The following is a 23,684-nucleotide window of genomic DNA, read 5'->3' as shown; positions in this document are numbered from 1 at the left end:
GGACGAGATCATGTCAACCGTCGGGACCATGCGATCTGCGGAGATGTCGGAAGAAGGAGCGAAGAGGGCGGATGGGCCCGCCGTTGGCGGCACGGCGGGCCCCCGGGCCCCCGTGCGGACCGTTCAGCGGCCGATTGCGCAGGCGTCCCCGTTGAGCGTGAACCGCGGCGGCGGCGAGGAGTCACCGGTGTGGCCGGCGAGGTAGCCAAGAGTGACGCGTGCGCCGGGTGCGATCGTGGCGTTGTGCGAGGCGTTGCCGGCCGTGATCGTGTTGCTTCCCTGCGTCAGGTCGGTGTTCCAGTCGGAGGTGACGGTCTGGCCGAGTGCCAAGGGAAACTTCAACGTCCAGCCGCTCACCGGGGTGTTGCCGGTGTTGGTGATCGTCAGGTCGACGGTCGTGCCGGTCCCCCAGGTCCGCACGGTGCGATCCACCCGGCAGGTGGGTTCCTCCCGCGCGAACGATACGCGGTGCAGGCCGCCGGGCAGGTCGTTGACGACGTAGAACTCTCCGTCGACGGTCACGCCGATCGACGTCACCTGGGTGGGCATTTCCCCGATCTCTGCCTGCTCGTAGCCGCCTTCACCGTCGGGGCGCAGCGCCCAGACCGTGGACGAGCAGTAGTCGGTGGCGATGTACGTGCCGCCGACGAGGCCGGCGTACTTCTGGCCCCGGTACACGTGACCGCCGATGATCGAGCAGCCGCCGGTGTACGGGGAGTAGGTGAAGATTGGTTCGGTGTGCTGCTCGCCGGGTACGCAGTGGCCTCCTTGGAACTTCTCCAGACCCTCATAGCAGGACCAGCCGAGGTTCAGCCCACCCTGACCGGCCGGGAGGTGGTTGACCTCTTCCCATCGGCCCTGTCCGACGTCCCCGATCCACATCGAGCCGTCGGCGTCGTCGAAGGAGAACTTCCACGCGTTGCGCAGCCCGTACAGCCAGATCTCGTCACGGGCGCCGGGGGTGTCCACGAAGGGATTGACGCTGGGCACGCAGTAGCCGAGGTGACCGCAGCTGCGGCTGACGTCGATGCGCATGATCTTGCCAAGGAGGGTGTCCAGGCGCTGCCCGGCGCGCAACGGGTCGGCGGAGCCGCCTCCGTCGCCGATGCTCCAGTACAGGTTGCCGTCGGGGCCGAACGCGATCTGGCCGCCGTTGTGGTTGCTGTACTCGGCGTGTGGCTGGGATAGCAGGGGTTCCAAGCGGGAGTCGTCGAGCCGGTATCGGGCGAGCGTGACCGCGCCGTCGGGCAGCGCCGTGTACACCAGGTACAGGTGGCGGCTGTCGGCGAAGTCCGGCGGGACGGCTATGCCGAGCAGGCCGCGTTCGTTGCCCGATTCGTCCACGGCGGACCTGATGTCGATGAGCGGGTCCCGGGCCAGACCGGTGCCCGGGTGGTAGACGCGAACGGTGCCCGACTTCTCGGCGATGAACAACCGGTCCGTGCCGTCGTCGGGGGCGACGAGGGCGATGGGCCGCCGCAGGCCGGAGGCGACCTGGGTGGTGGTCGCCTTCAGCGACGGCAGGGGGACGGCCGAGGGGTCCGCCGCCGTGCGGGCTCGCACGGTGTCCGCCGACGCGGGCGGGGCCGACGCGGCGGCGGACAGCGGGGTGAGGGTGGTGAACAGGAGGGCCAGCAGGAGCGGTCCGGTCCAGCGGCGTCTTGGCATATCGGCTCCAGGTATCAAAACGCTCGTCAGGTGGTGGTGTTCGCATACGGGGGACGCGGCCCGGTGGCGTGACCCGTAAGACGCGCACACGGCGGCGAACGCCACCCCTCGGGGCCGGTCAGGCGGCCCTGATGTTCGGGCGGCGCGTGGGTGTGTCCGAGCACCGTGGTAGGGCGGAGAGCGGTGTCCCGCCGGACGCGGGCTCGTCCGGCGGGACAGCTCATGGGCGCCGGCTCAGCGGAAGTTCACGTCGCTGCACAGGAAGTACGTCTGGTCCATGTGCGACGCCTGCCAGATCGTGTAGACGATGTGGCGACCGCTGTACCCGGACGTGCTGACCGGGATCGAGTAGTTCTGACTGGGCCCGTACCTGCCGGTGCGGGCCACCAGCTGGAGGTCGCTCCAGCGCAGCGGCTGGGTGGTCGGGTCGAAGCCCTGCCGGCTGACGTAGACCAGGAAATAGTCCGCGCCGTGGCTGGCCTGGTCGTACAGCTTCACGGTGAAGTCGCTGGCGATATCCGTGGTCTTCCAAGCGCCCACGGCGTCCAGGGAGTTGTAGCGCCCACCCTCGGTGCGGCCGCCGCTGCACAGCTGGCCGTCGGGGACTGCTGCCTGGAAGTTGCCGCCGGATCCGTTGCGGTACAAACCGTTCCAGTTCCACATGGCGTTGGGGTTGGCCTGCCACGCCTGCCAGCACATGGGGTCTTGCTGGGCCATGGACGGATCCAGGTGATTGCTGCCCCATCGTTGCCAGCAGCCGTAGTTACGGGTCGCGGGGTCGACGACCGAGCCGTGGGCCACGGCGGTGCCGCTCCAGGGGAGCAGGCTGAGGAGCATCGCCGCGAGGAGGCTCGGAACGAGCGTCGAACGGCGCCGCACCAGACTGATGTGATCATGACACGCCATGGTCTCCTTCTTTCCCATGGGGGGATGCCGGGTCTCGGCGTGGGGATGAAGCGATTGGGAGCGCTCCCATAACTTCAGATTGAGTGTCATGAGACGGAGCGGCAACGTTCATTTGCGCCACTTCCGCGCCAGGTGGCGCGAACCTTCCCCTGCAGAGCGGGAGTCGACGCCCGTCGCGATGCCCTGCGGCAGGAGCGGCGGTCCTGGTCCACTGCGCGCGCCCTCGCGATCCACCGTGCCCGGCCGGCCCTCCCATCCCGACGGGGTGCCTGGCGCCCCGGACGTGCGCCAGGTGCGTATCAGCAGGCCGGAGCCGGTCGCTCACGGACGGCCATGGCCCTAATATTGGGCTTCTTGTGGGTGGGGGGAGAAGTTCATGGGCAAGCAGCGCCCCGGCGCGGGGCCGACCTTGGAGGAGGTGGCCGCGCTCGCCGGTGTGGGGCGGGGCACTGTCTCCCGCGTCATCAACAACGCGGCAGGAGTGAAGGAGTCGACGCGCCGCGTCGTGCAGCATGCCATCGCCGAGCTGGGGTACGTACCCAACCTGGCGGCCCGGTCGCTGGCCGGGCGCCGTACGGACGCGATCGCTCTAGTGATGACGGAGCCCGACTGGCGGAAATTCGCGGAGCCGTTCTTCTCGGAGACCATTCGTTCCGTCGGGGAAGCGTTGACCGACACCACGATGCAACTGCTGCTCACCCAGGTGCGCACGAACCAGGAGCGGAAGCGTTTCGTGGAGTACGCGCGTGGCGGCCGGGTGGACGGCGTGCTATTGATGTCCGTGCACGCCAACGACCCACTGCCCGACATGCTCGCGGACGCGGGCGTGCCCACCGTGATGCTGGGCCGTCGCTCGGCCGACGAGAGCATCACCTACGTGGACGCGGACAACGCCGGGGGCGCCCGAAGCGCGGTCACCCATCTGCTGAACAGCGGCCGCAGCGCGGTCGCGACCATCACCGGGCCGCTCGACATGTACGTCGCCCAGTGCCGGTTGCGCGGCTACCGCGAGGCGCTGGGACGCGCGGGACCCGGGGATCGACGCCGTGTTCGCCGCATCGGACAGCATGGCCGCCGGAGCGCTGAACGCCCTGCGCGCGGCGGATCGCCGAGTACCGCAGGACGTCGCCGTGGTCGGATTCGACGACTTCCTCCTGGCGCAGCGTACGGAGCCCACATTGACGACAGTGCGCCAACCGCTCCAGGAGATCGGCCGGGCCATGGTGCGGCTACTTCTAGAGGAGATGGAGGATTCCGGGATGGCCTGGCGGCATGTCAGCCTGCGCACACAATTGGTGCTCCGCGGCTCCGCCTGACCCGCTCGCCCCACTTCACCACACGTGGCGCCTGCCGGCCCCGGCCCGCCGGGCCGGTCTCCGCGCCCGCCCTGACGCTGTGCGTCGACTTGATGTCCCATTCCTCGGGTTGGCCCCTCACCGACGCCGTCCGGGAGCGCTCCCAGCGCCCCGGGCGTGGAGCCCCTGACTGCGGCGATGACGAGCAGGCGTTGCGTTCGACCGCCTTGCCGTGGCCGTACTTGAACGTGACGGATTTCGTCACGTCGGCCGTGTCGTGCGGGAGTAATCCGCCGGTTGCCTCGTCCGGGAGCGTCCGCGACCGAGCCCGAGGGTGGAGCGTGGTCCCTGCGCTGGCCCCGTATCGCGCCGTTCCCAGTCCAGCGTGACCGACGGCGGCCTGCCGGTGGGCGTGTAGGTGCACTCGCCTGCCGCAGCCGCAGCCGCAGCCGCAGCCGGACCTGATCCAGACCGGCAGCGCAACCGCGGCCACGCGTCGGCGTGGGGAAACCGGGCGAGCGCGTCCGCACCTCGGTCTCCGCACAGCAGGGCTTACCTCGCAGGGCATGGCGTTCTCCCCCTGCAGTAAGCGGGGGCTCCAGCACAAGGCTGGAGCCCCCGAGGGAGTCAGCTGGTGGGGAAGGCGTCGGGGGTACTGACGCGGCTCTTGAGCAGCGCCCCCGATTCCGTGAGCACACCGGCGCTGCTGTAGTCGGTGCCATTGCAGGTGCCGGGTTTGAACGCGGCGCTGCCCTCATTGGCGTCGGAGTAGGTCCAGTTGGCGTAGCCGATCTTCAACTGGTCCAGTAGGTCCAGCCAGGCCACGGAGCTGGCGCGGTCGACCGCGCCCCCGCCGGTGTAGGTAACCGTCCCGAACTCGGTAACGAACAACGGCAGTTTCGTGGCCGCACGGCTCACCGTGGCACGGTAGTTGTCCTTGTGGCTGGCGGCGTAGAAGTGGAACGCGTACATGATGTTGGTGGCGTTGACCGGGTTGTTGATGATCTCCGTCTCGTTGGAGCCGTCCGAGACGCCCAGCGAGGACCAGCCGCGGGTGCCGACGATGATGACGGCGTCCGGGTCGGCAGCGCGGATGACCGGGATGACCTGCTCGGCGTAGCTCTTGATGGTCGCCCAGCTCACGCCGTTGGGCTCGTTGGCGATCTCGTAGATCACGTTCTTCTTGTCGGCGTTGCGGGCGGCGACGGACGCGAAGAACGTCTTGGCCCGCTCGAGGTTGAAGTTCGGGTCGCCCGGCGTCAGGGTGTGGAAGTCGATCATGGCGTACATGCCGCGCGCCTCGGCCATGTCGACGAGGCTGTTCACCCGGCTGGTGAAGCCCGCCGGGTCGGTCTCGTAGCCGCCCTCCTGCACGTACATGGCGATGCGGAACAGGTCCGACTTCCAGTCCTTGGCCAGCGCGTCCAGGGAGGCGTTGTTGTAGCACTTGCTGAACCACTGAATGCCGTGTGTGCTCATGCCGCGCAGCTGGATGGGGCGGTTGTACTGGTTGCACAGGTACACGCCGCACACCTTGAGCTGCCCGTTGATGCCGACCGGGGTACCGGTGGGCGGCTCGGGGCCCGGGTCCGGCGGGGGCTCCTCGCCGCCGATGGTGCCGGTGCAGGCCACGCCGTTGAGCGTGAAGGCGACGGGCTTCGGATTGGCGCCCGTGAACGTACCCGTGAAGCCCAGGTCGGCGGAGCCGCCGGTGGCCAGGGTGCGGTTCCAGTCGGTGTTGGTGACGCTGACCTCGGAGCCGGACTGCGACCAGGTGCCGTTCCAGCCCTGGTTCACCTTCTGCCCGCCATCGGCCCAGGTCCACTTCAGGGTCCAGCCACTGACGGGGTCACCCAGGTTGGCGACCTTCACCCCGGCCTGAAAACCACCCGACCACTGGTTGGTGATCGTGTAATCGACCTTGCAGCCCGTGGCGGCCGCCGCCGGTGGGCTGACGAGAACGGTGAGGCCCAGGACCATCGCGCAGGTCGCCAGTAAGGCCAGTAGACGTTTCACAGCTCTTTCTCCTTTGTCTGCCGATAGAGCTTGAATTGGGAGCGCTCCCAAAACAGGGCGGGGATATGTTCCGCCCTGTTCGATGTGTGGCGGGTCAGGCCGGGGGCGTGCCCCAGGCCAGGGCCGTGCCGGTGTATGCGGGAACGGCCGGTGCATCGGTGTACGTCGTCGAGGTCGTACGGCTGTAGTCGTTCGCTTCGTTGAAGTTCGACCAGTCCGCCTTGCTCATCCTCAACTGGATGTCACCGCTGTTGGCGCCGGCGGCCAGCGAGCCGCCCGTGAAACTCACCTCCAGATAGGCGTCCGCGCCCGAGACGGGTGTCGCCAGCGGCACGACCCGCAGCTTGACCTGCGCGCAGCCCACGGCCGCGTAGTCGCACCAGGCGCTCACGGAGGCCGATCCGTCGCGGGTGAAGTAGTAGCGCACCGCGATGGCGTCGAGTTTCACGGTGGAGCCGCCGGTGTTCACGACCTGGAGCGAGGGCCGGATGGCGTTGTCCGTCGCGGAGCCGTCGTTGTTCTTGTACCGCACCTTCACGGCCCCGGACGGGGTGTCAGAGGACTGCGTGGTCACGTTCAGCGCCGCCGAGGGAGCGGAGACGTTACCTGCCGCGTCCCGGGCCCGCACGGTGTAGCTGTACGCCGTGGAGGGCGAGAGCCCCGTGTCGGTGTAGGTCGTGCCGGTCACCGGCACCGCGTTCACCTTGGTCGTTCCCCGATAGACGTCATACCCGGTCACCCGGGTGTTGTCGGTCGACGCCGTCCAGGACAGCGCAACGCTGGTGGAGGTCTTGGCGGTACTGGCCAGGCCGGTGGGGGCGGTGGGCGCCTGGGTGTCCTCGGGGTCCGTCGGCCCGTCGTACACGTCGCTCAGGCTGATGCCGGTGGTGCTGCCGGCGCCGCCCAGGGGAACCTCGTGGTCGAGGCTGACGAACTTGCCGCCGTGCTGCCACAGCGCCGGCTTGATCAGAGCGTATTTCTCCTCGTCCCAGGACTTCCAGTCGCCGAGCAACAGGCCGCCGGTGTCACCGGAGTTGGGGTTGAGGCACCAGAACGTCTGGTGAATCCGGTGCTCGACGATGAGGTCCCGCAGTGCGCTCATCCACTTCTGGTTCGGGCCGCCGTCCAGGAAGCCTCCCCACTCGCCGACCAGGAGCGGGGCTTTGTTCTCCTTGTGCAGGTAGAGCCAGTTGGGGTCCCAGACGTCGCGCTCGAGCGTGGTGCGGTTCCAGTCGCCGGTAAACCAGGGCTGCTGGTGGACCAGCGGCCCGTAGTCGTGCGGGGAGTACACGAGCTGGTCGTTGTGCGCGCCGAGGTCCACGGGATGGTCGCGGACGCCACGCAGGTTGCCGCCCCACCAGTTCGAGTGGTAGTCGGTGGGAGTGGTGGAGGTCCAGCTCGCACCGGCCTTGGGATAGATCTCGATGCCCTCGCAGAGCACCAGCAGGTTGGGGTTGATGGCGAGCATCCGCTTGCCGGCGGTCTCGCACACGTGCTTGAAGTTGTCCTGGTCCGTCGAACCGTCCCACTTGGCGCGCGGGGACGTGCTCGCCGTGCCGTGCGGCTCGTTCTTGACGTTCATGGCTACGACGGTGTCGTCGTTCTTGTAGCGGGCGGTCACCCACTCCCAGGCGGTGTAGAAGTCCTCGGAGGTGATGGTGCCCTTCCACCACACCGGGTAGATATGGCCGGAGTTGTCGGCCTCGGCGCTGTGTACGTCCAGCATGACCTTGATGCCGTACCGCTCGCACAGGGCGAGCCAGTGGTCGAAGACCTCCAGGGAGGTCTTGCCCGCGATCTCGGGGTTGGCATAGGCGTTGACGCCGCTCGGGACGGCGGCCTTGCCGTCCTTCCACTCCAGGAGGAGCTGGGTGGAGATGGGCACCCGGACGATGTTGATGCCCCTGGATGCCATCGACTTGGTGATGTCGGTGATGTTGCCGGACCACAGTCCGTGGAAGACCCGTTCGCCGGCGTTGAAGCCGAACCAGTTGGTGCCGGTGAGCCAGACCTCGTCGCCGTTCGCGTCAACGATCTTGTTGCCCTTGGTGTGCAGCCAGTCGTCGCCGGGTGCGGCGACGGCCGCCTCGCTGCGCGCGAGAACCGGGCGCTCCTCTGCCCCCAGCGCTGGGCCGCTCGCGAACAGTAGTCCTGTGGTCAGCGCCGCAGCGAGTACCACCTGGATGCGCCGCAATGGCCGGCTGCGGCCGCGTCTTGATGGCAGTCCCACGATGTCCCTTTCTGTCGCACGGCCAGAACAAGAAGCACGGAACAGCGTTGGGAGCGCTCCCAAAATTGCGCGCTGTTCATGAAGCCAGGCGCGTTGAGGACTGTCAACCTTTTGAACCAAAGCGGCCAACTCGCGCCGGAGCGTGGGGTGTGGCTGCCGCTTTGGGACGAGCGGCAGGGGCGGCTGGTGACGGCCGGGAGGAACATGGCAGCAGCGGGGGCGTTGACGAGGGGAGGCGTCAATCCTGCTGTCTCATGCTCAGCGGCTGTCCGGGCGCGTTACGCGGTCACCGCCGGTCAGACGTGCCGTCTCACCACGCGCGGTGCGCCGAGTACGAGAGCTGCCGCGCCCAGTCCGATCACTCCTCCCGCGGCCACGTTGGAGGGGTAGTGGGCACCGCTGTGTACGCGCTCGGCGGCGACCATGACCACCGCCGCCCCGCAGACGGTACCTGCTGTGAGTGGGTGGTGGGGTGGCAGTGGGTGGGCGTCAGCGGGATCGTGATGCGGATGTTCTGGTAGTGGGTGTGGTGCGGGGTTGTGGTCGCTGTCATGGGGTGACCAAGCGGCTGTTGTGGGGTGGCTAGCAGGTCTGGTTGCTGGCTGTCATGGGTTTAGCTGTTCCTATGTGAGGGGCGGGCGGGGTCGGGTGGGCTGGGCTGTATGACGGTTCACGGGACGGCGGATGTGGGCCGAGGGCGGGGCGGGATCGGCTGGGGCTGTGCCGGCCGGGGGGGGGGCGTTGGCGCGGGGTGTGGTGGTACGGCGGCTTCTCGCGGTGGATGAGGAGGGGACGCTGACTGCGCTGCATGTGCGGATCGCGGCGGAGCTGGCAGGGGGTGTCGGAGCGGACGGTGTGGCGGTGGCTGGCCGATGGACGCCGGGGACTCGTCGAGGCACGGCCGCGGCAGGACGGGTTTACGCTGAGTGACGCGTTGTGGGAGTTCCTCGCTCAGGCGGGTGGGAACGTCGCGGAGTTGACACGGCGCGGACACGGCGGTGTGGCGGCGGCTGGGGCGGACGGGCGAGCAGACGCTGACTGGCCGCGCTCGATAACCCCGACGGCGATGCCCTCTTCCGCGAGCGGGAGGCCCGCGCCGAAGCGGAGGACAAGCGGCGCCGTGCCGCTGAGCGGGAGGCGCAGCGCCCCGTCTGCAAGCGGTGCGGAAGGAAGTTCACCGACCAGCGCTGGGAGGAGACCACCGCGCACCGGACGGCCTGGAGCGCCGGGGACGCGGCCGTGTGCGGCTGTCACGCCGACGACGTCGCCCGCAAGGAAGCAGCCGACGAGCAGTGGGGGAGGTGGTCAAACCACTCTTGGGGGCGACGCACTGAGGTTGTCACTCCTGGTAGTACTTGGAGTACCGACCGTAGTGGTCGGGTTCTTACTGCTGGAGGCAGAGATGCAGCACGAGATCGAGCAGGTCCATGTGGAGGAGAAGGCTGGGGAGCCGGTGGCCGGGTCGTATGAGCCGCCGATGTTCACGGAGGCCGGTGCTTTCGCCGAGGTGACCCGAGGCGGCTCCGGGCAGTACCGCGAAGCCGGGGTCGGCCGCTTCCTGTAGGGGCTGCTCCGCACTGACCTGCTCGTCCGCTCCCCCCACCCTTCGAGGGCTTTGTGTATTGGTTTGTCGCCTTGCCGGACTGTCCTTCCTCTCGGGGGGTCCTGGAGGAGCTGGGGGGCGCTGGCGTGATGATCGCCGCCCATGCCTCGGGTCACCCGTGGCTTGTGGGTCGGCTTCCGGCCACGTGGGTGCGGATCTTCACCGCGGGTACTGTGCGGCTCGCGGTTCTGGGCCGGACAGCGGAGGTCGGCACCTGTGTCTCCGGCGCGACGGGCGCCAGGGGCACAGGTACGCAGCAAGGCACCTGCGCACCACTGCTGGCCCGTCTTGCGCGGGTCCGTGACGTGCCGGACCTCAACGAGCTGGACACGCTCGCGAGCTGCTTCCGCGGCAGTTTCCATCTGGCCCTCTCCGCGCACGGCAGAAGCCGGGTGCAGGGGACCGCGTCGGGGCTGCGCAGGCTCTACCAGGCCCGGCACCACGGCATGACCGTCGTCGCCGACCGCGGCGATGTGCTGGCCCGGCTCACCAGCGCCTCCCTGGACACGCGGGCCTTGGCCGCGCGACTGATTGTCGGTGAAGTCCCCGCGCCGCTGGATGAGCTGTCCTGCTGGGACGGGGTCGTCGCAGTGCCGAACGGCAGTGCGATCACCGTCGACCCTATGGGCCGCCCGCGCTTGCGGCCCTGGTGGCAGGCCTCGGCAGCCGAAGGTCCTCTGCGGCGGGGAGCGCTCGCGGTGGGCGAAGCTCTCTCCGCTGCGGTCGACGCCCGCCTGCGCGCCGAGAAACGTCACGGCCGCACCCCTGGCTGCGACCTGTCCGGCGGGCTGGACTCCACGTCACTGGCGTTCCTCGCCGCCGCGTCCGGCCCCCTTGCGACATTGACTGTCCAGTACACCGATGCCGCCAACGACGATCTGGTCTGGGCCACACGCGCCCGGGAACGACTGCCGCACCAGGGTGGACCAGCGCTCCATCTCGCAGGCAGCCATGTGCCCGCCCAGTACGCCGCCGCCGGGTGCGCCCCACTCCTAGCAGACGCTCCCTCACCACTGCTGCGTGGCAGGGCAGTCTTGAACACCGGCGCAGCCGAATACACCCGTCACGGCATCAGCCTGCACCTGGCCGGGCACGGCGGTGACGAGGTGCTCCAGGCGACCCTCGGGTACCTGCATGGGCTCGTGCGCCGTCATCCTGCCCAGGCCGTCCGGCATCTGCGCGGCCACCGCTCGCGCAGACGCTGGCCTCTGGGGTCCACGCTTCGGGCGCTCACCGACAGCCGCCCGTACGGGAGATGGCTTGCTGATGAGGCACGGTTGCTGCGGGCCCCTGAACAGGCGAGCCCACCGTTCGGCTGGGGGCAGCCGATCCGGTTGGCGCCCTGGGCCAGCCCGGAGGCCGAAGCGCTCGTTGCCGGTCTGCTGAAGGAAGCGGCCGACCGCGCCGAGCCCCTCGCCCCTGACCGGGGGCAGCACCACACCCTGCACCGCGTGCGGTCGGCAGCGCAGGTCTACCGGCTGATGCGCCAGGAACTGACCACCCCGTGGATCGCTCTGCCGTTCCTGGACGACAAGGTCCTCGAAGCATGCCTGGCGGTCCGCCCAGAGCACCGGGGAACCCCCTACGCCTACAAACAGGTGCTCACCACCGCCATGCGAAGCGTCGTCCCGGATGAACTGCTGGCCAGGACCACCAAGGGGAGCACGGACACCGACTTCTACGACGGTCTTCGCGCCCACCGCAGCACGCTCGCCGACCTCGTGGACCGCTCCGAACTGGGCGCGCGCGGGCTGATCGACACAGCAGCCCTGCGCAACGCGCTGCTCATGCCGACGCCGCACACCTCCGTGCCACTGGAGGACTCCCTCGCCTGCGAGCACTGGCTGCTGCATCGCGCCCCGCAGCCACTGTCCACTGACCCGTCCGACACCGAGGAATACGCGTGACCGTACGACTGAAGCCGCATGTCTCCACCGCCGTCACCGACAACGGCATGGCGCTCCTGGAGGAGACCACAGGCAGGTTCTTCGAACTCAACGCCACCGGAGCCACCGTCCTGACCGCCCTGCTGGAGGGAACACCTCCTCACGAACTCGCCCGGCGCCTGTCCGAAGGGACAGACAGCGGCGTCGAGCGCGTCAGCGCGGACATCGCGGCCTTCATCAAGGGGCTTACGGAACAAGGGCTGGCTGAGGCCGGCACAGAAACAGCCCACGAAGAGAGCACCGACGGCCCGGCCCACCACCCGGCCGCCCGCACGCTCCCAGGTGCTGCGGCATGAGCGTCCCCACCACCCTGCCCGCCGAGATCCGGCCCGCTCTCTGGCGCAGGCCCCCGGTGCGCGTCGCCATCGCCCTCGCCTGGCTGCTGGCCAAACAGCCGCCGCGCCGCATCCGTGCCTTGCTCACCCTCATCAGCCACGGCGCGCGCCCCGCCACCTTCGATGAGGCACGCCGGGCCCGCGCCAGTGTGGTCGCGCTGAGCGTCTCCTGTGCGGGCGAGGGCTGCCTGCAACGCTCGCTCGCCACCGCGCTGCTGTGCCGGGTGCGTGGCGCCTGGCCCACGTGGTGCACCGGAGTACGCACCCAGCCGTTCGCCGCCCACGCCTGGGTGGAGGCCGAGGGGCGCCCCGTGGACGAGCCGCATCCCGCTGACCACTACCGCACGATCATCACGGTCGCACCCCGCCTACCGCAGACCAGGGCGTGAACGACGTCGTAGCTGCCGGCATGCCCGGACTTCGCATGCTGGCCCGGCTGACCCGCGGCCACCGCGCAACCCTCGCCCTAGGCGTGGTGCTGACGCTCTGCGCCCTGGCCGCCGGCCTGGCCCAGCCGCTGCTGGTCAGCCACACCGTCAACGCAGCCGGGCGCCACGGTCCACTGCCCTGGCACGCCTTCGGCGCCCTGGCCGCCCTCGTCACAGCCCAGGCCCTCCTGCAAGCCTGCAACGGATACATGCTGGGACGAACCGGTGAGAACATCATCCTGCAGCTCCGCTCCACCCTCATCGGCCACCTCCTGCGCCTGCCGGTCCGCGACTACCAACATCACCGCCTGGGTGATCTCCTCTCCCGCACCAGCAGCGACACCACGGCGCTACGCACCGCCCTCGCCACGGGCTGCACCGACGCCGTGACGGGAGTCATCGGCCTCCTGGGCACCCTGGCCCTGATGGCATGGCTCGACCTGTGGCTGCTGACGACCGCCTTGGCCGTCGTCGCGGCGATCGCCCTCACGGTGCTGCCCGCCCTGCACCGCATGCGCCCGGCCGCCGAGGCCAACCAGCAGGTACTCGGCCAGATGAGCGCCGACCTGGAGCGCGCGCTCAGTGCGATCCGTACCGTGCGCATGAGCGGCGCCACCCAGCGCGAGACCGACCGCATTACTTCCCATGCCCGCCAAGCTCACGCCGCCGGGCTGCGCATCGCACGGCTGAACGCGGTTGTCATGCCGGCCAGCGAACTCGCCCTCCATACCGCACTGACCGCCACGGTCGTGGTCGGGGCAGTCCGCAGCGCTCAAGGCACTGCCTCGATCGCCGACCTGGCGGCCTTCCTGCTCTACCTCAACTACCTCTCCGTTCCCCTCACCGCCCTCGTCAGCGCCGCCGCCTTGCTGCAACAGGCCAGCGGCGCTGCCACCCGCGTCGCCGAAACCCTCGCCCAGCCGCAGGAAGCCAACACCAGCCCCCACACGCGGTCGGCACCAATTGGCACCACGAACAGCACCCCCACCCCCACACCCGGCACACCCGCACTGGAGTTCCAGAACGTCTGGTACAGCCATAACAGGGAACGCGCCGAACTGCGGGGAGCTAGCTTCCAACTGCCGCCCCGCGGAGTCACCACACTGCTGGGCGCCTCCGGATCGGGCAAGACGACCGTGCTCAACCTCGCCGCCGGCCTTTACACACCGGACAGCGGACGCATCCTCTTCCACGGCAACGACATCTCATGGTTGCCCGCCTCCTCGTACCGACGCTCGGTCGGCCTGGTAGAACAGCACAGCCCCCTCCTGCACGGCTCCATCCGCGACAACCTCGCCTACGCCGCACCCGAGGCCACCGACGAGGAACTGTGGGCCGTCCTCGAACTCACCGGGCTGGCCACCCACGTCCGCGCACTGCCCGACGCCCTGGACACCATGGTCGGGGAACACGGCACGGCCCTGTCCGGAGGACAACGGCAGCGCATCGCCATCGCCCGCGCCCTCGCGGCACGCCCCGCGCTTCTCCTTCTCGACGAACCAACCGCCCACTTGGACCCAACCTCCGAGGAATCCGTGATCACGGCCCTCCACGACATCGGACAGCACTGCGCACTGCTGGTGGTCACCCACCGCGAAACCGCCCTGACAGACACTGCCCACCGCCTGCTGCTCGACAACGGAGTCACACACAGCGCGTGCGGTGATCCGCTCCCAGAACAGGCGCCAAGCCAGGAAGAGGGCAAAGGAGCCGTATCCGTCTCGTAATCACCAGATGCTGAGGCTCGTGGAGACGCCGAACAAGGCGGTTCGTCCGGGCTGATCCCCAGCGGGCCCACGACGCGCCGGTGACGTCGGGCTGAACCACACTTTCATCGAGTGTGCGCCAGTGCGGTCGACTCGATGTACCTGGAGTGGCGCCGCCTGCACAAAGACGGGATGCGCAAGGTCCAGCAGGACTGGAACACCCTGCACGAGCGCACCCGCGTCTGCCGGGTCTACGTCTCCAACGTCCCGCCCGGGTTCCTCCAGACGCCGGCGTTCGCGACGGCCCTGATGGAGCAGATCACCCGCTTCCAGGGCACCCCCGACGACGTCGCCGCCCGTGTCGCCCGCTCCCGGTTCCTCTACGAGGGCGGCCACCTCTACGTCGTCCTCCTCGAGGAATCCGTCCTGCGCTACCGAACCGCCGACCCCGACGCGATGCGCGGGCAGCTGCGCCACCTCCTGGCCGTGATGCCGCTCGCCTCCGTCTCGCTCGGGATCATCCCGTTCACCGCGCAGCGCACCGTGTGGCCGCTGGAGGCGTTCTACGTCCACGACGACACCATGGCCGTGGTGGAGACGCTGACGGCGGAGATCAAGGTGACGCAGCCGCGCGAGGTCGCCGACTACGCCAAGGCGTTCGCCGGCCTCGCGTCGATGGCCGTCTACGGCGACGCCGCCCGCGCCCTCATCCGGGCCGCGATCGACGCCCTGGAGTGAAGTCCCGCAATTCTCCGCAACTTCGTTGAGCGTGCGGACCACAGGTGCGTAGCGTCGACGGCACCGACGGACCACCAGCCGGAGAGGCGGGGCCCCCTTGCGCGCACACACCGACTCCACCGCCCCGGCCCCGGAGGGCCGCGGCCTCCAGCCGCCCGCCCACGGCGCCCCCTCACCGCCCTGCTCGCCCGCGCGGACCGCGGCTTCGCCCGGTTCCTCGCCCAGCGGACCGAGGAGCAGGACGACGGGGCCGACGGCGAGGACCCCGAGCGGTGACCGCCGGCCACCCGCACACGACGCTCTTGGCAGCGAGGCCCGCCATGCGCAGCAGCATCCACACGGTCCTGTACGACCCCGACGGTCTGATCGAAGCCGGCCTCCCGCTCGACCGCGAACCGTACGAGAGCCTCGTCAAAGCCGTCCTCGCCTGGACCGGCGCGGACACCCTCACCACCCGCGACCTGGAGCAGATCGCCCTCCAGCTCACCGGCCACGCCCGCGCCGTCGCCGCCGACATCCGCCGCCACGCCGACCAGCTACCCAAGGACAGCGGACCCAAGGCGCTCGCCGACGTCGTCCTGCGCGAGGCAGAAGGCCGGCTGTCCGCGACGCTGGAGGGCACCGTGCGCTGCGTCTAGAACCGCGCCCGCCTCGTCCGCGCCCTCTACGAACGCCTGGACCGCCTGGAGGCCGCGCGCCCCCAGGCCGTGTGACCACCCTCCGCACCCGGTGCGACCACGGGCCCGGGTGCGGAGGGCTGTACCCGCAGCGGACCTACGCGGGCGCCGGTTCCGGGCGTAGCGAGGCGAGCGGGGAGCGCCGGCCCTTCTCCACCGCGCGCAGCTGCTCCCAGTCGACCTCGGGGTGGGCGGGGACGACCGCGTCGACGGACGCCGTGGTGTAGAGCGCGACGTCGACGGCCCCGGCCCGGCTGGTACCGAAGCGGACCTCGATCGACTGCGGGGAGCGGACCCATCCGAGCCGGACCATGTGGTCGAAGTCGGCACGTCGAACCCGGAGCCGGGCGGCGGCCTGCTCGGGTCCGAGCGGGGTGTCGGCGGCGACCAGGTCCGCCAGGTCGCGGCGGCAGACCTCCGCGACCTGGTCGGGGTGGTGCAGAGTCCCGTCCGGGTTCGCGCTCAGGTCGACCAGGAGGCCGCGGTCGACGAACCGGCGCACCACGAACGCCGTCACGTTCGCTTTCTCGCCGTGAATAGTCCGGTTCGGGGTGCCGAGCGCGTCGGACCGCGGGGTGCCCCTGCGGCCGGTGGTGGGGCCGCGCCCGGCCGCGTGCCGCAGCAGCGCCTCGCGCACGTGAGTGCACGCCTCGCCGACAGGAAGGTGCGCGGTGCGCCCGGCGATCGGCTTGTCGCCGGCGCCCAGCGGTCCGGATCGGCTAGGTGCATGAGCCGGCGCTCCGCCCGTTCGGTGGCGGCGGCGATCCGGGCTCGGTCGCCAGCCGGGTCGCCGGGGACGACGAGCCGGCCGCGGGTGACGGCCCGCAGCCGCGGCAGGACCTTCTCCCACTCCCGCCCCGGCCCCGTGGCCGGCGCCCTCCGCCCGCACCGCGGCGTCCAGTACGGCTGTGGCGGCTGGCTCGACCACTTCTGGCGCTGACGGAGCTGACGCGTCGGTTCCGGCCTCGCGGGGCCACGCGCCGGGGTAGAACGGAGGGGAGCGCACACCGGCCCGGCCACGGGCACGGCCCCTGAGGAGGCAGCGTGTTGGAGGAGCAGATCGTCACCCTGGCCGCGAGCGGCGGCGCGGCCGTCGTCGCCGCCATGGCCACCGACGCCTGGCAGACCACCCGGGACGGCGTGGTGCGGTTGTTCCGGCGCCAGGGCGCGGAGGTCGAGGGCCGGCTCGACGAGGACGCCGCGCTCGTCGCGACGGCCGCGGACGCCGAGTCGGCCGACGCCGCACGACAGGCGCTCGCGCCCGGCTGGGCGCTGAAACTGCGCACCCTGCTCGCCGCGCACCCGGAGTACGCCGAGGAGTTGCGTGCCCTGCTCCCGGCGGAGGGCGGCGCGCCCCACTCCGTCCAGTACAACACCGCGCGCGACCAGGGACGGGTGTTCGGCGTCCAGAACGGCAGCATCGTGATCCACCAGGGGCAGCAGGAGGCGTGAGCACCGAACAACATGTCACGGCCCACGCCGGATTCGCGTACGGGGTGATCGGGGCAGATCTCCACGTCTTCGGCGACGGGACGCCCGTCTATCTGCTCCACAACTGGCGGCCCGCCCCGGCTGCCGACCCCGACTGGCTGCGGGAGCTGCCGAGCCGGATGCTGAACGCCCGCTTCGAGGTGGTGCCGTTCACCGGCCGGGAGGCGGAGCTGGCCGAGTTACGTGCCTGGCGCGACGAAGGGCCCCGACTCGCCGTCCGCTGGACGCACGCGCCCGGCGGGCAGGGCAAGACCCGGCTCGCAGCCCGGTTCGCCGAGGAGACCCAAGGGACCGGCTGGCGGGTGATCACTGCGGTCCACGGCCCCGGTTCGGTGCAACCGCCGCCCGGCAGCGAGGACGTGACGGTCGACGGGCACGCCGGGGTGCTCCTCGTCGTCGACTACGCCGACCGCTGGCCCCTCACCCACCTCACCTGGCTCCTGAGAAACGCGGTGCTGCACCGGCCGGGCGTACGCACCCGGGTGTTGCTGCTCGCCCGTACCGCCGACGCGTGGCCCGCCGTCCGCTCCGCTTTCCGCAACATCGAGGCCGCCACTTCTAGCCGGCTCCTCGCCGAACTCCCCGACACCGCCAGGATGTACGGGGCCGCGCGCGCCGCCTTCGCCGAACGGTACGGGCTGCCGCCCGCGCCCGGCCCTCCTCCGCCCCCGTACGGGCTGACGCTCGCCCTGCACATGGCCGCGCTCGTCGACGTCGACGCCACCGCCTCGGGCCGCCGCCCGCCCACCGACTTGGCCGGGCTCACCGTGTACCTGCTCGACCGGGAGCACCTGCACTGGGCCACCCTGCACGCCAGAGGCGGACCGCACGCCACGCCGCCGCCGGCCATGAACCGGGCCGTCTTTGCCGCCGCGCTCACCGGCACGCTCGACCGGCCCACGGCGTCGGCCGTGGTGGCCGGGCTCGGGACCGGCCACTCCCCCGGCCGGGTCCTCGACGACCACGCCTACTGCTACCCGGCCGCCGAGCCGGGACGCGGCACGGTCCTGGAGCCGCTCTACCCCGACCGGCTCGCCGAGGACTTCCTCGCCCTCACGCTCCCGGGGCACGACGCCGACTACCCCGCCATGGCGTGGGCCCCCGAGATCACCGCCCGCCTGCTCGGACCGCACGCCGGGCGGGCGGTCACCTTCCTTGCCGCAGCCGCGCAACGCTGGCCGCACGTCGGGCCCCGGCACCTCTACCCGCGCCTTGCTTACGCCCCGCGCCTCGCGCTCGCCGCCGGCAGCGCCGCCCTCAGCGCGCTCGCCGCCCTGGACGACATCCCCCTCGCGCTGCTGGCCGCCATCGAGGACGAGTTCCCCGCCGGCGGCCATGTCGAGCTGAACGCCGGGATGGCGGCCCTGACCCGGCGGGTGGTCGCCGAACTCCTCGCCCGGGACGGCAGCCCCCGCGCCCGCGCCGCCGGCTACTACCACCTGAGCACCCGCCTGCTGAACGCCGGACTTGACGACGAGGCCCTCAACGCCGCCCGGCGGAGCGTCGACGCCGCCCGGGAGCTCGACGACGTCCCGGAGCTCGCCGCCTCCCTCGGCCGGCTCGGGGACTGCCTCACCCACAACGGGCGCCCGTCCGAGGCCCTGCGCGCCACCGAGGAAGCCGCCGCCCTTCTGCAGCCGCTCACCGAGGCCGCCCCGGCGCGCCACGAGCCGCAGTACGCCGGACTCCTCTCCGACCTCGCCAGGCGGCTCGCGGCGGTCGGCCGGCACCGGGAGGCCCTGGTCGCAAGCGAGAGCGCGACGGCCCGCTGGCGCCGGCTCGCCGCCGCCGACCCCAGCCACACGCAGGGGCTGGCCGCCGCCCTGCAGGCCCTCGGCGGCCACCTCAACAACCACCGCCGCTGGGACGAGGGCCTCGCCGCCACCCGCGAGTCCACCTCCCTCCGGCTCGCGCTCGCCGAAGGAAACATGGCGGCGCACGAGCCCCATCTCGTCTCCGGCCTCGTCACCCTCGCCGCGTCGCTCGCCGCCCTGGGCGAGCAGGAGATGTCACTGAAGGCCGCCCGGCAAGCGGTGGAGTCCCTGCGCGCCCTGGCCCGCGTCGACCCGGTCGCCTACGAACCGGGCCTCGCGGCTGCTCTGATGGACCTGGGCGTGAGCCTGAACGAAGCGGGACTGCACGCCGAAGGGCTGGACACGACGGCCGAGTCCGTCGCCGTCCGCCGCCGCCTGCACCGGACCAACCCGGACGCCCACGCCCGTGACCTCGCGAATGTCCTGTCCAACCTCAGCCACCTCCTCCTGGAAGCGGGCCGCCCGAACGAGGCGCTGGCGGCAGCCGGGGAAGGCGTCCAGCTTCTCGACCCCCTCCACACTGACACGCCCGAGATCCACCGCGCCGACCTCGCGAAGTGCGTGTCGCTCCAAGCCGTCTGCCTGGTGGCGACCGGCCGGCACAAGGCGGGCCTCGTGATGGCCGTCCGCGCCGTACGGCTGTACGAGGCTGCGTGGCAGGCGGCCCCCGAGCGCCATGGCTTCGACCTCGCCCGGGTCCTCCGTCACCTCGGCCTGCTGCTGGCGGACTCCGGGCACGACGCGGAGGCGCTCGGCGTCTGGGAGAACGCCCTCGCGCTGGCGTATGGTCACCTCATCCCGCCTGCGTATGCAAGTTTCACCGCCGAGCTGCGCGGCGATCTGGACGCAATACGCGCGCGGACACGATGAAGGCGGTGCCGCCGGTGGTGACACCGGGGACGCCGCTCTTCGATGACGAGCAGCTGCTGCGCGGCCGGGTCTACGGCCACGACCACGACGACCCCGGGTTCGGGGCCGGCCGGCTGCCGCCGCGGGTGATCGACTACCAGCTTCAAGGGGTGAGGCTGCCCGGCTGCCTTCCTGGCGGACCGTGTGGGGTGATATCACTACGGTCAGTGATTGCGCGTGGGGGCGGGGGTGGGCTGTGGCAGGAGGGCTTGAGCCGGGGAGAGATGGAGCCCGGCCGGTATTCGAGGGCTTTCCGGAGCCCAAGTCGCCGGAGGTCGTCGTGGTTGCCCCGCCGACCCATAGCGCTCCATTGCCCACGCCTCAGGTGTACCTGAAGTACATCTACAACGAGGACGAGTGGGAGGACTTCACCGTCGAGTGGGTCCACCAGTTCGGTACGTGGGCCGGGCGTCCCTACGTCCGGGTGCAAAGGATGGGCGGGGCCGGCGACCGCGGAGCGGACGTCGCGGCCTGCCTCTCTGCGCAGGGCACCGCGGGCGAATGGCACTGCTACCAGTGCAAGCACTACGCCAAGGCGCTTGGGCAGGCGGATGCCTTTCCGGAGATGGTCAAGATCTTCGTCGCGAAGATCCTCGGTACGTACGAGCTGCCCACGCGCTACGTCTTCGTCGCGCCTAGGATCGGCACTGGACTGGAGCGGCTTCTGCTCAACCCGCCCCAGCTGAGGGACGAGTTCTTCGCGGCGTGGGACGACAAGGACTCCAAGCTTGGAAAGAAGCTCACCCCCGAGATGCGCACCGCTGTGGGTGAGCTGGCGCGGGCGACGGACTTCTCGATGTTCGAAGCCGGAGACCTAGACGAGATTCTCGATCTGCACGCCGCGACCCCCCACCACGTAAGACGCTTCCCGAAGCAGCTCAAGGAGCGCCCCGCCGCCGACCCGGCCCCACCAGACCAGGCACCCCATGAAGCTGTCTACGTCCGCAAGCTGCTGGACGCCTACAACGCTAAACACGGCCTCGCTCTGGAGACGCTGCAAGAGGCCCGCGACCATGCGAAGGTCCGTGGCCACCTTTTCCGTCAGCGCGCCGCCTTCTTCCACGCCGAGTCGCTCTGGCGCTTCGCGCAGGAGAGCGTCCCGGAAGCGACCTACACCGCGATCGAGACCGACCTATACGACGCCGTGATCGAGATCGAAGACCGAGACCACGCCAGCGGCTACGCGCGGCTCGAAGCCGTTCTCGACGCGGCCGTCGCGCACCAGCCGAACCCGGCGAACATCCTCGCCCCCGTGGTGAAAGTCATTGACCTCAAGGGCATGTGCCATCGCCTTGCCAACGACGACCGGCTGACCTGGTGCAAGGAGGAGACCTCGTGACCCCCCTCAACGGCCCCGTGGAGGCCGGGATGCGCGCTCTGGTCCTCCTGTCAGAGACCTTCCCCCGCCGCTTGGACGTCGCCCAGCTCGTCTACCTGGACCACGCCATGCTCCACAGCGGCGACCTCGACCACGGCCCTGCCAGCCTCCACCCCGACCTACCCGCCAACCCCGGTGAGCTCGGCCTGCGCCGGCGCCTCATTGAGCAGGGCCTCATGGTCCTGCTGCGCGCCGGCCTCGCCGACATGAAGACCACCGACCACGGCTTCATGTACGGGGCCACAGACGAGGCAGCGAGCTTCCTCAGCGCCCTGGAAGCCCCCTACGTCGGCCAGCTCATCGAGCGGGCCGACTGGCTCACCAGCACCTACATGCATGAAGGAACGGATGTCCGCGAGGGCATGAAGCAGATCACCCAGCGCTGGTTTGACCGTATACACGTGAGCCCCGGCGACCTGGGAGAGGACGTCCTGTGATCAGACTGACGCTCGTCCACCTGACCTTCCTCGGCATGGACAGGCCCTCGGCGGCAGTGGAATTCAGTCCCGGCTTGACGGTCATCTACGGAGCCTCCGACACGGGCAAGTCCTACGTCGAAGAGGCCGTGGACTACATGCTGGGCGCCAGCGAACTCAAGTCCATCCCCGAGGACGACGGCTACACCCGCATTCTCCTCGGTCTACAGGTGAGCGACGGCCGCAGCCTCACCCTGTCCCGCGCCATCGGCGGCGACACCATCGAGGTGTTCAACCACGATCTCCGAGAGATGCCAACGGAGACAGCGGACGAGACTCTCAAGTCAAAGCACAACGCCAAGTCGAAGAAGAACATCTCCCGCTACCTGCTGACCGTCCTAGGGATCGACGGCCAGCGGATCCTCCAGAGCGGCCGCGGCAACGTGCTGCCGCTGAACTTTCGGGATCTCGCGCGCCTGGCCGTCGTCAACGACACACGCATGGCAGACCAACACTCTCCGGTACTCGGCACCCGGAATCCGCTGAACGAGACCAGGGAGAAGTCGGTCTTCAAACTCCTCCTCAGCGGAGAGGAAGAGCCGGAGCGTCCTACGGCGCCCAGTAATCTGGAGAAGCAGTTCGGCAAGGGGAAGATCGCGGTCATCGACCACCTGATCGATGAGAGCCGCGGAAAGCTCACGATGGAGGCGAACCAGTCGCAACTGCGGGAGCAACTCGACCGCCTGCAGGCGGCCCTCGGCGAGGTGACCGCCGTCGCCGTCGAACTTGCTGAAGTCCGCACCAGTCTCCTACGTAGCCGCCGGGGCCTGGAAGAGGCCGACCTCGCGGCGCAGCAGCGGGGCGACGAGGTCCAGCAGCTGCTGGCACGATTCGCTTTGCTGAAAGAGCAGTACGAGTCAGACTTGGCCCGGCTCCAGATGGTCGGCGAAGCAGGTACCCTTTTGGGCTACTTCCAGACCGGGACCTGCGTCTTCTGCGGCGCCGAGCCCCAGCACCAGCACCCGGAGCACCCCCTCGCCGAAAGCACCCAGCTGGCAGCGTCTGTATCTGCGGAGATGCGTAAGACAACCGACCTGCTCAACGACCTGCTCCTCATGATCGAGGACTTGGAAGAGCAGGCAGCGGACATCGAATCGGCCCGCGCTGCCCGACACGAAGAGCTCACGCACAACGCTGCGGAGCTCCGCGCACTCGATCAACGGATGCAGCCGGTCGACACGGACGCCACCGAACTACTGAACGCCCGCTCACGGGTCGAAAACGAGTTGGCCCTGCACGCTCAGATCGAGCAGCTCGAGGACCTCAAGGCATCGCTGTCCACCGTGGCTCCTGCTCCGCCAGCTGCCCGTCCCGACGGCATCCCTGCCGCCGCCGTCGCCGACTTCGAACGCATGATCCATGAGACCTTGGAAGCCTGGCATGTTCCGGGGGGCAACCGCGTCAGCTATGACCCGACGACTGCCGAGCTCTCCGTTGACGGACAACCGCGAAAGAGCCGCGGCAGGGGTATGCGGTCCATCCTCCACGCCGCCTTCGCCGTATCACTCGCGCGTCGGAACACAGCCCACGACCTGATCCATCCGGGCTTCGTCGTGCTCGATACTCCGGTCCTCACCTACCGTCGGCCCGAAGACCCGCACGAAGACCGTCCCGAGCTGATGACCGCCGACGTCGCCGAGAACTTCTACCGCGACCTCCTGGAGAATCCGCCGGGCCAGGTCGTCGTGATTGAGAACCCGACACCGCCAGCGAGCATCAGAGGGCGTGCCACCGTCCACGCATTCAGCGTGGACGGCTCGGAACGCCAAGGATTCTTCCCACCCCGAGACAGGCAGTAAGCACCAGCCGCCCACCACGGATAGTCGGGCGTGCCTCGATCACGCCCAGTTCACCCCCAGCTCAGTGAGGGCGGCTGTCCAGGAGCGGTGTTTCTGATTGGTGGCTGGTGGGGTGACCTGGGGTTATCAGTTTGGTGTGCTGGTGTGGTCGGTGGTGCGGGTGCTTCGCAGTGGGTGCGGGTGTGGGAGCGGATCTTGGTCGGTGGGGGCCTGATCTGTGGGTTTGTCAGGTAGTGGGCGGGGTGAACAGGTGGTGTCATCTTTGTTGA

18 protein-coding genes and 2 pseudogenes are annotated in these 23,684 nt (G+C 69.9%); 15 read left to right on the top strand and 5 right to left on the bottom strand.

Going from position 1 to position 23,684, the window contains the following annotated elements; translation table 11 throughout:
* Window positions 1-123: 123 nt before the first annotated feature.
* Together ABD347_RS20700 and ABD347_RS20695 are read right to left on the bottom strand one after the other, a co-directional pair.
* Complete coding sequence (locus tag ABD347_RS20700; RefSeq protein WP_344363500.1) at window positions 124-1,668, bottom strand: PQQ-dependent sugar dehydrogenase; 1,545 nt, start codon at window positions 1,666-1,668, stop codon at window positions 124-126.
* 234 nt (window positions 1,669-1,902) lie between these two features.
* A complete protein-coding gene (locus tag ABD347_RS20695) occupies window positions 1,903-2,574 on the bottom strand; it encodes a lytic polysaccharide monooxygenase auxiliary activity family 9 protein (protein WP_344363499.1) in 672 nt (223 codons plus the stop codon).
* A 376-nt stretch (window positions 2,575-2,950) separates the two neighbouring features.
* Between ABD347_RS20695 and ABD347_RS20690 the strand changes: the two are divergent.
* Window positions 2,951-3,890: pseudogene (locus ABD347_RS20690) on the top strand (LacI family DNA-binding transcriptional regulator).
* A 606-nt stretch (window positions 3,891-4,496) separates the two neighbouring features.
* On the opposite strand, the gene ABD347_RS20685 reads toward ABD347_RS20690, so the two are convergent.
* Both ABD347_RS20685 and ABD347_RS20680 read right to left on the bottom strand, forming a co-directional pair.
* Window positions 4,497-5,885, bottom strand: coding sequence for a cellulase family glycosylhydrolase (locus ABD347_RS20685; RefSeq protein ID WP_344363498.1), 1,389 nt, complete (start codon window positions 5,883-5,885; stop codon window positions 4,497-4,499).
* A gap of 94 nt (window positions 5,886-5,979) precedes the next feature.
* Window positions 5,980-8,064, bottom strand: coding sequence for a cellulase family glycosylhydrolase (locus ABD347_RS20680; protein WP_344363497.1), 2,085 nt, complete (start codon window positions 8,062-8,064; stop codon window positions 5,980-5,982).
* Between the two features lie 440 nt (window positions 8,065-8,504).
* Between ABD347_RS20680 and ABD347_RS20675 the strand changes: the two genes are divergently transcribed.
* The 8 genes and pseudogenes from ABD347_RS20675 (at window position 8,505) to ABD347_RS20640 (ending at window position 15,584) form a co-directional block, all read left to right on the top strand.
* Entirely contained in the window at window positions 8,505-8,636 is a 132-nt protein-coding gene (locus tag ABD347_RS20675; RefSeq protein ID WP_344363496.1) for a hypothetical protein, read from the top strand.
* Between the two features lie 851 nt (window positions 8,637-9,487).
* Entirely contained in the window at window positions 9,488-9,679 is a 192-nt protein-coding gene (locus tag ABD347_RS20670) for a lasso RiPP family leader peptide-containing protein (protein ID WP_344363495.1), read from the top strand.
* Window positions 9,680-9,807: 128 nt separating this feature from the next.
* Window positions 9,808-11,625: an asparagine synthase-related protein gene (locus ABD347_RS20665; protein ID WP_344363528.1), complete on the top strand. Its 1,818-nt coding sequence runs from the start codon at window positions 9,808-9,810 to the stop codon at window positions 11,623-11,625.
* Window positions 11,622-11,960 carry a lasso peptide biosynthesis PqqD family chaperone gene (locus ABD347_RS20660; RefSeq protein WP_344363494.1) on the top strand — a complete coding sequence of 113 codons (339 nt, stop codon included), beginning with the start codon at window positions 11,622-11,624 and terminating at the stop codon, window positions 11,958-11,960. The genes ABD347_RS20665 and ABD347_RS20660 overlap by 4 nt, the downstream gene beginning before the upstream one ends.
* Entirely contained in the window at window positions 11,957-12,388 is a 432-nt protein-coding gene (locus ABD347_RS20655; RefSeq protein WP_344363492.1) for a lasso peptide biosynthesis B2 protein, read from the top strand. The genes ABD347_RS20660 and ABD347_RS20655 overlap by 4 nt, the downstream gene beginning before the upstream one ends.
* Window positions 12,389-12,408: 20 nt before the next feature.
* The gene (locus ABD347_RS20650) at window positions 12,409-14,154 is read left to right on the top strand and encodes an ABC transporter ATP-binding protein (RefSeq protein WP_344363490.1); all 1,746 of its coding nucleotides are present in this window, start codon (window positions 12,409-12,411) and stop codon (window positions 14,152-14,154) included.
* Window positions 14,155-14,289: 135 nt separating this feature from the next.
* The gene (locus tag ABD347_RS20645) at window positions 14,290-14,871 is read left to right on the top strand and encodes a DUF5753 domain-containing protein (protein WP_344363527.1); all 582 of its coding nucleotides are present in this window, start codon (window positions 14,290-14,292) and stop codon (window positions 14,869-14,871) included.
* 320 nt (window positions 14,872-15,191) lie between these two features.
* Window positions 15,192-15,584, top strand: a pseudogene (locus tag ABD347_RS20640) (DUF6415 family natural product biosynthesis protein).
* Window positions 15,585-15,645: 61 nt separating this feature from the next.
* Here the strand turns inward: ABD347_RS20640 and ABD347_RS20635 are convergent.
* Window positions 15,646-16,185, bottom strand: coding sequence for a hypothetical protein (locus ABD347_RS20635; RefSeq protein WP_344363487.1), 540 nt, complete (start codon window positions 16,183-16,185; stop codon window positions 15,646-15,648).
* A gap of 177 nt (window positions 16,186-16,362) precedes the next feature.
* Between ABD347_RS20635 and ABD347_RS20630 the strand changes: the two genes are divergently transcribed.
* From ABD347_RS20630 to ABD347_RS20605, 6 genes are all read left to right on the top strand, one after another.
* Entirely contained in the window at window positions 16,363-16,488 is a 126-nt protein-coding gene (locus ABD347_RS20630) for a hypothetical protein (RefSeq protein WP_344363484.1), read from the top strand.
* Between the two features lie 104 nt (window positions 16,489-16,592).
* The gene (locus ABD347_RS20625; protein ID WP_344363482.1) at window positions 16,593-17,000 is read left to right on the top strand and encodes a hypothetical protein; all 408 of its coding nucleotides are present in this window, start codon (window positions 16,593-16,595) and stop codon (window positions 16,998-17,000) included.
* Entirely contained in the window at window positions 16,997-19,723 is a 2,727-nt protein-coding gene (locus ABD347_RS20620; RefSeq protein ID WP_344363480.1) for a hypothetical protein, read from the top strand. Before ABD347_RS20625 ends, ABD347_RS20620 begins: the two co-directional genes overlap by 4 nt.
* 364 nt (window positions 19,724-20,087) lie before the next feature.
* The gene (locus ABD347_RS20615; protein ID WP_344363478.1) at window positions 20,088-21,101 is read left to right on the top strand and encodes an ABC-three component system protein; all 1,014 of its coding nucleotides are present in this window, start codon (window positions 20,088-20,090) and stop codon (window positions 21,099-21,101) included.
* Entirely contained in the window at window positions 21,098-21,577 is a 480-nt protein-coding gene (locus tag ABD347_RS20610; RefSeq protein WP_344363475.1) for an ABC-three component system middle component 2, read from the top strand. The genes ABD347_RS20615 and ABD347_RS20610 overlap by 4 nt, the downstream gene beginning before the upstream one ends.
* Entirely contained in the window at window positions 21,574-23,415 is a 1,842-nt protein-coding gene (locus ABD347_RS20605; RefSeq protein WP_344363473.1) for a hypothetical protein, read from the top strand. Before ABD347_RS20610 ends, ABD347_RS20605 begins: the two co-directional genes overlap by 4 nt.
* Window positions 23,416-23,684 lie beyond the last annotated feature (269 nt).

It is taken from the genome of Streptomyces gobitricini (assembly GCF_039532985.1).
Lineage (GTDB): Bacteria > Actinomycetota > Actinomycetes > Streptomycetales > Streptomycetaceae > Streptomyces > Streptomyces gobitricini.
Note: the sequence above shows the minus strand (reverse complement) of the source record. Positions and strands in the feature narration are given on the sequence as shown.

Excerpts from the sequence above, each read along its gene's own strand:
- ABD347_RS20700 (WP_344363500.1), bottom strand. The coding sequence starts at position 1,668 with ATGCCAAGACGCCGCTGGACCGGACCGCTCCTGCTGGCCCTCCTGTTC.
- ABD347_RS20695 (WP_344363499.1), bottom strand. The coding sequence starts at position 2,574 with ATGGCGTGTCATGATCACATCAGTCTGGTGCGGCGCCGTTCGACGCTC.
- ABD347_RS20665 (WP_344363528.1), top strand. The coding sequence starts at position 9,808 with ATGATCGCCGCCCATGCCTCGGGTCACCCGTGGCTTGTGGGTCGGCTT.
- ABD347_RS20655 (WP_344363492.1), top strand. The coding sequence starts at position 11,957 with ATGAGCGTCCCCACCACCCTGCCCGCCGAGATCCGGCCCGCTCTCTGG.
- ABD347_RS20650 (WP_344363490.1), top strand. The coding sequence starts at position 12,409 with ATGCCCGGACTTCGCATGCTGGCCCGGCTGACCCGCGGCCACCGCGCA.
- ABD347_RS20645 (WP_344363527.1), top strand. The coding sequence starts at position 14,290 with ATGTACCTGGAGTGGCGCCGCCTGCACAAAGACGGGATGCGCAAGGTC.